Annotated in this window: 8 protein-coding genes; 3 read left to right on the top strand and 5 right to left on the bottom strand. The window is 43.9% G+C overall.

Going from position 1 to position 11500, the window contains the following annotated elements:
* The first annotated feature begins 914 nt into the window (after positions 1-914).
* Positions 915-1445, top strand: coding sequence for a gamma carbonic anhydrase family protein (locus dnm_RS13715; RefSeq protein ID WP_207683201.1), 531 nt, complete (start codon positions 915-917; stop codon positions 1443-1445).
* A 462-nt stretch (positions 1446-1907) separates the two neighbouring features.
* Here dnm_RS13715 and dnm_RS13720 read toward each other — a convergent pair whose 3' ends face one another.
* From dnm_RS13720 to dnm_RS13735, 4 genes are all read right to left on the bottom strand, one after another.
* Positions 1908-2600: a response regulator transcription factor gene (locus dnm_RS13720; protein ID WP_207683202.1), complete on the bottom strand. Its 693-nt coding sequence runs from the start codon at positions 2598-2600 to the stop codon at positions 1908-1910.
* Entirely contained in the window at positions 2593-4812 is a 2220-nt protein-coding gene (locus dnm_RS13725; protein ID WP_207683203.1) for a cache domain-containing protein, read from the bottom strand. The genes dnm_RS13720 and dnm_RS13725 overlap by 8 nt, the downstream gene beginning before the upstream one ends.
* A gap of 90 nt (positions 4813-4902) precedes the next feature.
* Positions 4903-5670, bottom strand: coding sequence for a zinc-ribbon domain-containing protein (locus dnm_RS13730; protein ID WP_207683670.1), 768 nt, complete (start codon positions 5668-5670; stop codon positions 4903-4905).
* 57 nt (positions 5671-5727) lie between these two features.
* Positions 5728-6912, bottom strand: coding sequence for a trans-sulfuration enzyme family protein (locus dnm_RS13735; RefSeq protein ID WP_207683204.1), 1185 nt, complete (start codon positions 6910-6912; stop codon positions 5728-5730).
* 1011 nt (positions 6913-7923) lie between these two features.
* On the opposite strand from dnm_RS13735, the gene dnm_RS13740 reads away from it, so the two are divergent.
* Together dnm_RS13740 and dnm_RS13745 are read left to right on the top strand one after the other, a co-directional pair.
* Positions 7924-8391 carry a hypothetical protein gene (locus dnm_RS13740; RefSeq protein ID WP_207683205.1) on the top strand — a complete coding sequence of 156 codons (468 nt, stop codon included), beginning with the start codon at positions 7924-7926 and terminating at the stop codon, positions 8389-8391.
* A gap of 148 nt (positions 8392-8539) precedes the next feature.
* Positions 8540-9610 carry a response regulator gene (locus dnm_RS13745; RefSeq protein ID WP_207683206.1) on the top strand — a complete coding sequence of 357 codons (1071 nt, stop codon included), beginning with the start codon at positions 8540-8542 and terminating at the stop codon, positions 9608-9610.
* Between the two features lie 270 nt (positions 9611-9880).
* On the opposite strand, the gene dnm_RS13750 is transcribed toward dnm_RS13745, so the two are convergent.
* A complete protein-coding gene (locus dnm_RS13750; RefSeq protein ID WP_207683207.1) occupies positions 9881-11230 on the bottom strand; it encodes a Do family serine endopeptidase in 1350 nt (449 codons plus the stop codon).
* Positions 11231-11500 lie beyond the last annotated feature (270 nt).

An 11500-nucleotide genomic window follows, 5' to 3' on the forward strand; every position in this document is an offset into this window, starting at 1 on the left:
TGCTGAATTATAATAAATGAAACAGGTTGAAACAATAATGTTCTGAGATGTCCTCAGCCGTGAATACGACGTTCTGCCTTTTGTAAAAATGATGTCATAATAAATTTAATTTTGCAATGGATATCTTTTTTAATACTCGACAATCGAGTTACACATAAATTTCTGTTTTCTGTTGCTGCAGGTCCTGCACAAATAGTGATGAATGAGATTCAGTGTGTCCCGATGTTCGGGGAACCGAACAGAATCCATCACTGCCTTTGCGGGATCATCCTGCTGTTAACGCTTCAATTTTTTAACGATATTCTCAGACGCACATTCCGGAAAAAATATATATCATACTTCCTCTTGAAAGATTTTTTAAATCGTATTATATACCATCGTCATTCGGTCAGGGCAATCTGATTCTTCATATATGAACACCTATAAAAGACGAAATGAAGCTCATTATTATTTTTTTACAGGACCACCTGAAACGGTCAGACAAAGACATCGAAAAAAAGTCTTGAAAGTGTCTGTATATGAAATATCGGAGAGCCGCAAAAAGCCGAAAGACCTTTTCTGTCTGAATTCGAAAGCAGGAAACCGGGCCCCGCGTATATCAGGTGACAAAATTGTCAGGAATTGATATAAGGCGATATATCAAGGTTCGGGATTATGCCAATCCGCATTTGAAAAAATCTGCAAGTTATTTCTGAAAGGGCAGGCATGACAGGAAAGTCAAAACAGCCCTGACACGGGGAGATGTCAACAGCCGGATCGCTCCGTCAGGGTGATCTTTTGAACCTGAGCCGTGTGAAAAGAAATTTTCAAACACGGTTCTCAGAGGGAAGGGGCCGAAAGTCCCCTGACCGACCCGATCATCCACCCAAAATTCATTATAATCGGCTGTAACATAATGGTGAAAGGATTTTGAAATGCTCTATAAATTTGACGGAAAGCGACCGGTAATAGGAAAAAATTCATATATCAGCGACATTGCAAAAGTCATCGGTGATGTCACCATAGGAGAAAACTGCTATATCGGACATGGTGCTATTTTACGGGGCGACTACGGAAGAATTGAAATAGGAGACGGGACAGCAATAGAAGAAGGGGCAATTATTCACGCTCCGCCTGACGATGTGAACAAAATCGGAAAAATGGTTACTATCGGCCACGCTGCCGTGGTGCATGGCAAACACACTGGCAATCACGCTGTTATCGGTATGGGGGCCATAGTCAGCATCTGGGCAGAAATCGGAGAATGGGCTATTGTAGCGGAAGGAAGTGTTGTAACACTTAAACAAGTAATTCCGCCGAAAGTAGTCGCTGCTGGAAATCCGACCAAAATTATACGAGAGCTATCTGAAAAAGATCAGGAATTTTGGAACTGGGGCAAGCAGATATATATTGATTTGGTTAAAAAATATCTGGATGTTGGGATAGAGCCTGTTGACAATGAGTAAAATCTCATTTTGTTATTTTTTATGCACAACAACCATATTAACATAACCATGTTCTCGTAGCGGAGCGAAAAAAGCCGTAAGAGAACTCAAAATAAATAATATACCCGATTGGGTCTGTCCGGTGGGTTTCGCTGCGTTTCACCCACCCTGCATCCTGCATCTGAAGAACGGCATTATGCCGCGGTTCCGAGCAGAAAATACATGCCGGGAAAATTGGCAGCATGTAAAAAAAAGTGTGTCCTGTCTTTTATGCAAATCGGCCGGCTGTCTTTCAGCAGAATGATGGACACATCCGAAAAAGCACCATTCTGCGTAAAAGATGAGACACACCTTATTCACTTGATGATCAAGTTTTCTGAGTTGATTTTGACAATAGCCTGTCATTCCTGCTTTTGCAGGAAGGACAGAAAAAACAGGAATAAAAAAAGAAGCTCGGATCGAGTATTCAGAGATATGGATATATCACCGAGTTTCCTCATTCTCATTTTTAACCCAATGCACAGCAAACCGAATCAGTTCGGCTGCGTTTTTCAAACAGAGTTTCTCTTTGATCCGTTCACGGTACGTGCCAATGGTTTTCTTACTCAGGTTCAGCTTCTCTGCGATCTCCCTGGTGGTAAGCCCCTGTCCGATAAAGTGAAAGACCTCTAATTCTCTGTCCGTAAGTCTGTCAATCGAAGGTTTGTCCTGCATTCCGGGCTGGCTGACAAATTTATTCAAAATATTCGCCATGATCCTTTCACTGGCATATATTTTTCCGTTCAGCACACATCGGATGGCCTTTACAATGGATTCCGAGGCTTCCTGTTTCATGATATAGCCTTTTGCCCCGGCAAGGAGCGCACGTTCCGCGTAAAGTGACTCATCGTGCATGGAAAGGACAAGTATGGGTAGTGTGCTGAAATGTTTACTGATATCCTTTATCAGTTCGATCCCGCTTCTTCCCTTCAAAGAAATGTCCGCAATCACCATGTCAGGGCTTAGTCTTTTTATTTCATTCCAGGCTTTGGTCACATCCTCAGCCTCGCCGCACACAAAAAGGTCTTCTTCCTGATTGATGAGTTCCGCAAGTCCCAGCCTGAAAATGGGATGGTCTTCGACAATGATGATCCTTTTTTTTGGGGAAGAAGAAAACCCGTATTGGTTATCACTCATGCCTCATCTCCATATTGTCAACGCTCTTTTTGAATGAAATTAACACCGTGGTACCGCTGGCATTATTGCGTCTGATAGTAAGCGACGCGTCTATCTTTTTTGCACGCAGGGCCATAATACGCAATCCCATTCCTCCGTTATATGCCTCTTCCGGCATTCCGACACCGTCATCCGTTATTTTTACGATATTTTTACCGTCATTCAACGACAAATCAATAATAATATTTTCGGCGTTGGCATGTTTGACAGCGTTGTGAAGCGACTCCTGAATAATATAAAAAAGCTGGGTTGCGACCGTGTTATTGTTCAGCATGATCGGCCCGCTGCGTCTGAAGACACAGGATATGCCGAACACTTCCTCCACATTACGGGCCAGGTCCTTAACTGAGGCTTCAAGCCCGTGATCAACCAGATATACAGGCAGGAGACCTCTTGTCAGGCTTCTTGTTTTTCCGATGGCTTCCCGGATCAGTATCCTGATCTTGTCGGCCAGGGGACTCTGTTCCGCGGATGTATCTTCCAGTTTTTTCTTCAGCACCTTTGTCAGCGCTTCAATCCCGAGCAAATGAGGACAGAGATCATCATGAAGGTCCTGACCGATCTTCTGGCGAACTTTTTCGCTGATATCCATAATCTCTTTTTCAAGACGTTTTGTCTCCGTGACATCAGCAATATTTGAAAGCATACATTCCTCATTCCAAAGTTCGATGATTTCAGCGGACATGACCCCTGTACGCAGCTCCCCGGCTTTTGTGAGGAATTCCATTTCATGATTTCGAAGCCTGCCGTATTTTTTCAAGGTCTTCAGCAATAAATGCTCATCCTCTCTGACCGGGAGCAGGTTGATTTCTCTGTAAGTTTTTTTGATAACTTCCTCACGGCCATACCCCGTAAAGCTCAGGAAGCTGTCATTCACATTGAGAAAGCGGATGTCTTTCAGCGTGGTGATGGAAATGGCATTGGGACTTGAGTTGAATGCTTTGTAAAACATTTCTTCTGACAGTTTCATCGCCTTTTCCGCCTGCCTGCGCTCACGGATTTCTTCTTTCAGACTGGTGCTGTATTCTTCAAGCCGCTCCATAAAGCTGTTGAAATACGCGGCAAGCTGTCCCACCTCATCTTCTGATTCCATTTTCATGCGGACAGAAAAATTGCCGTTCGCGCCGATTTCAAATTTTTTCATCAGGTCCTCCAGCCGTGTTGTAATGGAAAGACTGATTCGCATAATAAGAGGCAATATCAGAAACAGAGATGAGAAAACAGCGATGATTGTGATGTTCCGCATGGTCCTGAGGGGAGCGTAAAATTCGTCAAGATAACTGGAAGATGCCACGATCCATCTGAATTCCGGAATATAGTTGAATATGACCAGTTTTTCACGATGGACTTTTTCCCCCGGGTTTTTCCACGAATAGATAACTTTTCCGCTTCGCTGTCTGCATATTTCCCGGATAAAATACCGGCCGTCCGCGTCCTTGAAATCAAAAACATTTTTTGCCTCAATTTTCGGGTGAATAACCGCGTTACCTTTTGTATCAATGACAAAGGAATATCCGGTCTCTCCGAACCGAAGGAAAAGAATACTCTCTCGAAAATCATCAACATTGACCAGTTCGCTAAATTCCTCACGATATGTGCTTACGGAGATAATCCAGTCCCAGGGCGAAAAATGCGTCATATAAAGGGCTTTGGGGCGTTCATGCGTCTCCCCGGGATTTTTCCAGTCATATTCAAGATATCCCTCTTTTCTTGATTTTTGTTCCCGGACAAACGCATATTCGGAAATATTCAGACCCAGAAGCGGTTCCCGGGGATGAACCGTGAGAACACCGTTGCTGTTGATGCAGTAAAGATAACCGGATTTGCCGATGCTCTGCTGGAGCATGACATCGCCTGCCTGTTTTTTTGCGTCATCTTCCGTCAGTACCCCGCTTTTATGCAGGCCATAAAAATATTCGGTAATCTCCCGGTTTTTTTCGGTCACCGCGCGTAAATAATTCTTGAGTGAAAGCGCAGCAGAAGTCCTCACCATGTTCAGAATTGTCGTTGTCGAGTTTTGCAGTTCGCTCTCAATGTTCTTCTCAATGGTACTTTTCATATAAAAATAAATGAGAATGCTGCTGAGTGTTATGGCCAGAAAAATGATGACAGAATAAATGGTCAGAAGCTTGTTTCGGATGCCAAGATTATGTAAGGGGTAAAGAAGGTTCATTTTTATTTTTACCTTGAAGTTGCTTTCATACCTCCTGTTCCTCCGAAGCGTATGAGAACGGGGACGCTCGGGACCGAGAGGTGAGCATTCCTAATTCCCGATCCCTTTTCTTGTATTTTCCTCGATTTTAAAGAGAATAATTGTGAGTTCCACACCAATCCGTCCGAGCAGGGCAAACAGAAAATAGGACAGAAAAACAATCGCTGCCCCCTGTCCGTCGCCCTTGCTCAGAAATATACCAAAGCTTATGGCAGCGATAATCCCCCCGAGCAGTATTCCCAGCACATAGACGGCTTTCATCAGGTCAGGTGTGATAAGGTTGGAAAAGGAAAAATCAAAAACTTCGTTAATAATATATCTCAGCCCTTTTTCACTGACGCGATCCTGTGATGAAAGACCCGGTCGTTGGCTTCTGCTTTGCAGGTCTGTCTCATACGCTTTTGTCAGTTGGCGTTTGGAAGCCTGTTGCCTTGTCTCTTGCTTTTTTTCTTTTTTATCTGTATCCCGAGGCTTGACAGACAAAGGTGTCCCACAGTACATACAGGCATCGGACGGAGGCTGCTTATGATTGCATTTTGGGCATTCAACAATTTCCTCTTCTTGTGGCGTATCCTCTTCTTGCGACGTATCCTCTTCTTGCGAAATCGCCTCATGTTTCGGAGCAGCCTCATGTTTTTTCAGAGAATTCTTTTTTTTCGGAACGGCCTTTTGCTGTGAACTTTCCTGCTGAGAGACACTCTCCTTACTTAGAAAAAATCGGGTACGACACTTTCGGCATCGGGTATATGCGCCCTTGTCAGGAACTTTTGAATCATCTAACTGAGATGTAAAGCCGCACTCCGGGCATTGAACTTTCATATTCCCCCCTTTTTTCCTTATACGGTTTCAGTTTATCCGAAATTCAGACAATTCCCCCTATAAAGATAACGCATTTTCAAGGTCTCTGATAATATCGTCCGCATCTTCAATTCCCAGTGAAAGCCGGATCAGACCGTCCGTTATACCGGCCTTTGCTCTCTCCTCTTTTGTGTAAGTGCTGTGGGTCATTGAGGCAGGATGCTGAATCAGTGTCTCACAATCACCGAGACTCACAGCCAGAATACAGAGTTCCACATTATCCATGACTTTTTTTCCTGCTTCCAATCCGCCTTTTACCTCAAACGCGACCATGCCGCCGAACTTCTTCATTTGTTTTTTGGCAATGTGATGATCCGGGTGAGTGTTAAGTCCGGGATAATGGACTTCCGTGACCTTGGGATGGGCTTCAAGCCATTGTGCAACCTTAAGCGCATTGTCACTGTGTTTCTCCATTCTTAAAGCAAGAGTCTTTATCCCTCTTAAAATAAGCCAGGCGTTGAAAGGACTTATGGCCGGCCCGTAGTGCATAATATACTCCTCTTTTATATAATCCGTCATTTTTTCGGTTCCGACAATTATTCCGCCCACGATATCACCGTGTCCGCTGAGGTATTTTGTCGCAGAATGAACAACAATCTCCGCTCCGAGCTTAAGAGGACGTTGCAGGTAAGAGGAGGCAAATGTGTTGTCAACGATTAAAGGCACGCCATGTGTTTTGGCAACAGATGCCCACATTTCAATATCAATGACATCAAGTGTGGGATTTGCAGGGGTTTCCATATAAAGAAATTTGGTCTGGTTATCAACCAGTCTCTCAACTTGTGCTTTTGAACCATGTGAAGACGGATGAATAAAACGCGGCTCAATATTTAAGTCTCTTAAATGTTTGTTGAAAAAAGCAAAGGTTCCGCCATACACGGTACTGCACGCGACAAAATTATGTCCGGGCTTTGCCAGTGCCATTGAGACTGAGGCAATGGCTGACATCCCCGATGATGTGGCAATGGCAGATTCTCCCTCTTCAAGAACCGCCATCTTTTCCTGAAGCAGATCCACCGTAGGGTTGGAAATTCTCGTATAGACATATCCCTGGCTTGTTCCTTGAAATATCTCCGCACCGTGATCTGAATCTTTAAATTTGAATGTGGATGTCATATGAATCGGCGGCACAAGGTCTCTGGATGTTGAGTGAGTTGTATGGATTCCATGAACAATTTCCGTTTCTTTTGTAAGTTTTTTCATTGCAGCCTCCTTGATTAAAAATATTTACGAATCCGTCAGATTTCGGAAGGTTCCAGATTTCAGAAGTTTCATATCATAAAAACTTACTTAAAAATTTAAGATTTATCAAGAAAGAAAATGATAAACTGCTCATCAGCCCCGTGCCGCTCATGGCTTATTCATTCTTTAATATATCATAAACCCTGGCTGCCAATCAACAGAAATAAAATGAAAAAGCTCTGATTATAAAACTTTTTCAGACTTTAATACCGAGTCGGAGATGCAGGACCGATATGGATGCATTCAGGCATAAAAAGGGCATCCGACACGTTCCGGAAATTTTTGATCTGCTGTCAATTTAAATAATATATTCATTGTGTTTTTACAATACAATCATTAAACAATCATCTGCTCTGAGTATCAAAAATTTTCTTGCACAGCGATTTTAAAGGGCTGTTTCATTTTTTCCTGATTATAACGGATTTAGGGGAAGCTGGTAACGCCCCGTAGAGGTGGCATATTTGTAGTATTCATCATGCGGGGCTGGCAAAGCCCCGTAGGGACGGCATGTTTGTAGCAAATCATATTGCGAATATGCCGCCCTTACAGGGCTTGGTCGGCCCTTCCCTAAATCCGTTATAATCAGCATTTTTTTGGGTATGTCCCACTTTTTACACAAGGACAGGTTTTATGTGTGAAAGGCGGGACACATCTGTTTTTTTGCCACGAAGGCGCGAAGTCTCACTAAGTCTCTTTGCGGTTCCTCTGTGTCTCTGTGTCTTTGCGGCTGATTTCTTCGGATGTGTAAAAGATGGGACACACCCATTTTTTTTTAAATACTTGAAGATAAGGCTGTTATATGATAGGAAACTTCTCAGTGAAGCAGACGGGCTGTTTGCAATATCAGCGCATCGAAAAATTTCGGCAGGAGCTTTTCCCCGGGCTGAAAAAAAGCCGGGTTTCTTCCCGGACAAATATTGAAAACTTATGGTCAGGTATTTATTTATAATGCTATGAAATACGGAGGCTATTATGGACTTTGAAAGCAAACTGGTTCCCATTATGAGGGAAGGCATTGACATCATTAAAATGATATTCTTTAAAAAGCTGAAAGCGCATCTTTCTCAGAAATATCCGGATTGGGAACCCGCGTATATTGGTAAATTGTCCGGTGCCATTATCAACGATCTTTTTGGTGTTGTCAACACAGCCGAACCTTTTGCGAGTTTTGCAAAAGAAAACAAGACGCATATTGAGAAGGAGATGAAAACAATTGCCACAGAATTTGAAGAAATGCGTATTCCGCTGACAGATGCCCTCCGCATGCAGTTTCTCTGTGACAGTCAGGAAGGAAATGACACGCCATTCATCCTGGATCGTGCCAAAAAATTTGATATTTTGCTTGTTGAACGGGAAATTCCCTTACCAAATCATTTTCTGACCATGGTACGCAATTTGGGTGACAAATTCAACCTTCTGCATCAGTTGGGAACAGCTTAATACCTGTTCGTAGTTCCGCCTTTAGGCAGTGTGACACTGCCTAAAGGCGAAACTAAATATAGCGGTTTCCGCGAAAACAGAGGCGATTCGGTGAGTTGGGTCTTCTGACTCTATCCGCTGTCACTGATCAATACGAGGCAAAAAGACTATGCCTTTACGGTTTTTAATCATTCACGAAAGTGTTATCATAAGAAATATCATTCAGCAATATATCACTGCTGACCACAGCGAAGCTGTTGCTGATGTGAGTGCTTCATCTGAAGATGCAATCAGGATGCTGAAACAGGAAAAGTACGATGTGATTCTCTCCGGCCTGGAAATGCCAAGGATGGACGGACTGGCTGTCCATAAACATATTCGCAGGTCAGGGCGCAACAAAAACACACCGATGATTATGATGACGCCCACAGATAACAAAGCCCGGCGGGAGCAGTTATCCAAACAAGGTATAAAATACCTTCTTCCCATACCGTTTACTTCTGTCCAATTCAGAAATCTGATTTATAATGTTTTTCATCCGGAGGGACCGGACATTGATATTTTTTTCAATATTCCGAGAACCCGCGCAATTATCCATATAAAAGAAAATCATCAGATTCCCGCGGATGTCGTTCATATCAGCATGGACAGCGTGATTTGTGAACTCATTTGCTCAGAAGAGCCGGATGATCTGATGAGAGCCGGTCAGATCATCGTTCGGTTTCCTGTTGACTACGGCAAAGCCATTGTAATTCATATTACCGGTAATCTGGTTGAATTCAGGGATAAATCTTGGGCGGGGGACGCATATTCGCACCATCAGCGACTCAGGATCACCTGGAAAATAGCCTGGAAGTTCCTTGAACTCAGCACGGCCACCAAGAGGACTCTGAAAATGCCTTTGGGACAGCCCTCTGCTTCGTCCCCTGATTTTCATAAGTATATTCAAAGTACGTCCCCGGGCATTGATTCTCTTGCAAAGGAAAATGAAAAGCTCAGAACAGGGATGGATGCTTTAGTTGCTGAAAAACAGGAACTTTTACTTGAGGTTTCCCGGCTCCGAAAAAAGGTTTCAGAACTGAGAAAAGCAGATGCGGACATGCTTTTAAGAGATATTTCCCTGAGTTCTCTGATTAATGAGGTGGCAAAACGCTCGGATAATCCTTCTAAAAAGCCGATATTTAAACAGATCATCGAGGATAACGTAAAATTAAGACAAGGAACTGGCGTGAAAAAATAATCCTCTGACTTATAATTACCTGATAATTATTTTTTTTCTGTCATTGCGTTCGACTGATCTCACGCGGAAGCCTGCGAAAGCAGGAATCCGCAGTTCCCGGAAGCGCGGGATCTGCCAAAAACGGACTTCTGCTTCCGCAGGCTTCCGCGTGAGCGTTCCCGAAGGCTCATTCGAATGCTCACGCCGAACGGAATGACAGGCTGTCCGGCCGGATTGGATAAAAAACCTGATTACCGAGTATTAACAGTCACCAGGCTTTGTAAAGTCCGCTCAAAACTTTACGGTAATATAATATCCCTGTGAGCCGCGTTGCAGCAGAATCACCACGGATGCTTTGTTGCGATATTTTACAATGGCCTTTTCAAAATCATCCATATTTTTAATGGTCATATCATCTAATTGTCGGATTACATCTCCGGGCCGGGCACCGATGCCTGCCAGATACGACTGACGAAGGATTTCCGAAATCATCACCCCTTCGGCTGCGGTTGTTCCGTGTCTGAAATGTTTTGCCTGGGACAAATTCTCAACCTTTATTCCAAGAAGGCTGTACGCGAGCGATTCTGCCCGTTCCACAGGAAACACTGCCGCGTTTATTGAAACACTTATATCTTTGCCACTGCGCCATAGCTTCATTTTTATCCTGTCTCCGGCAGCAAAACTCTTTATTGCCCCGTGGTAATCCTCACCGGACCCAAGATTTATGCTTCCCACAGACAAAATAATATCACTGTCACGGACACCGGCTTTTTCTGCGGGACTCCCCTGGTCCACACTTTTGACAAGCACGCCCTTATTTCCGGGCAGTTTCAGATATTGGGCAAGCCGTGCATCCATATCCTGAACCGTAAGCCCGACCCAGGGCTGGATGACCTCTCCGTGACGAATAAGATCAGACACGATCCGCTTTGCCTTGCTGATGGGAATGGCAAAACCGATGCCCTGGGCTTTGGCATATATGGCCGTATTTATGCCGATCAGATCACCGTTTATGTTCAGCAGCGGACCTCCGCTGTTTCCGGGATTAATGGACGCGTCCGTCTGTATAAACTCATGATATTCCCTGTCTTCTGTGCGAATGCTCCTGTTGACAGCGCTGATGACGCCGGTTGTGACTGTATGGGAAAATCCAAAAGGATTGCCAATGGCAATCACTGTTTCACCGATCATAATATCATCAGAATTCCCCATTTCAACCGCGGGCAGGCGGGTACTGGAAGAAATCCGCAGGACCGCCAGATCAGAGTCCGGATCCGCCCCCACAATCTGGGCTTCAAATTCACGCTCATCTTTCAGAACCACCGTAATGGTTCCCCGTCTTTCAATAACATGGGAATTGGTAAGAATAAACCCCCGCGTGCCGTCAATAATCACACCGGAACCGAGGCTGTTTTTTTTATATCGGCGTTCAAATCCGTGATCAAAAAAATCCCTGAAAAACGATTCAAAAAACGGATCCATGCCAAATCCGGAAAAAGGGCCGGACCGGACCTCGTATTCCGAACTGATATTCACCACGGCCGGCCCCACCTTCTGAACTGCCCTTACAACCGGATTTTCCCGCTGATAGCCATAAGCGGGTATGCAGAAAATGAATATTCCCCAAAAAAACAACAGCAATTTTATGAGCCTCCTATCCGTTGGAAGCAACTGGCTTTTTTTCAAAAATTCGTTTTTTGTGCGAAGTGAATCTGAATTTTTTACGATCATTTGTCTTTTTATTGTTGGCATTTTCATCATTTTATCCTAAAATTAGAATTTTCAGGTGTCAGGTGTTAGGTGTTAGGTGTTAGGGTGTTATGATATCAGAGTGTTCGGTGTTCGGAATTTACAGTTTTGTTCTTTTCAACTCCTTAACACCTAACACCTAACACTAACCCCCTAAACTCC

The sequence above is a fragment of the Desulfonema magnum genome (genome assembly GCF_017377395.1).
GTDB classification, from domain to species: Bacteria; Desulfobacterota; Desulfobacteria; order Desulfobacterales; family 4be13; genus Desulfonema_C; species Desulfonema_C magnum.

Bases quoted from the DNA above. Each gene is read 5' to 3' on its own strand.
- dnm_RS13715 (WP_207683201.1), top strand. From the start codon at position 915: ATGCTCTATAAATTTGACGGAAAGCGACCGGTAATAGGAAAAAATTCA.
- dnm_RS13720 (WP_207683202.1), bottom strand. From the start codon at position 2,600: ATGAGTGATAACCAATACGGGTTTTCTTCTTCCCCAAAAAAAAGGATC.
- dnm_RS13725 (WP_207683203.1), bottom strand. From the start codon at position 4,812: ATGAACCTTCTTTACCCCTTACATAATCTTGGCATCCGAAACAAGCTT.
- dnm_RS13730 (WP_207683670.1), bottom strand. From the start codon at position 5,670: ATGAAAGTTCAATGCCCGGAGTGCGGCTTTACATCTCAGTTAGATGAT.
- dnm_RS13735 (WP_207683204.1), bottom strand. From the start codon at position 6,912: ATGAAAAAACTTACAAAAGAAACGGAAATTGTTCATGGAATCCATACA.
- dnm_RS13740 (WP_207683205.1), top strand. From the start codon at position 7,924: ATGGACTTTGAAAGCAAACTGGTTCCCATTATGAGGGAAGGCATTGAC.
- dnm_RS13745 (WP_207683206.1), top strand. From the start codon at position 8,540: ATGCCTTTACGGTTTTTAATCATTCACGAAAGTGTTATCATAAGAAAT.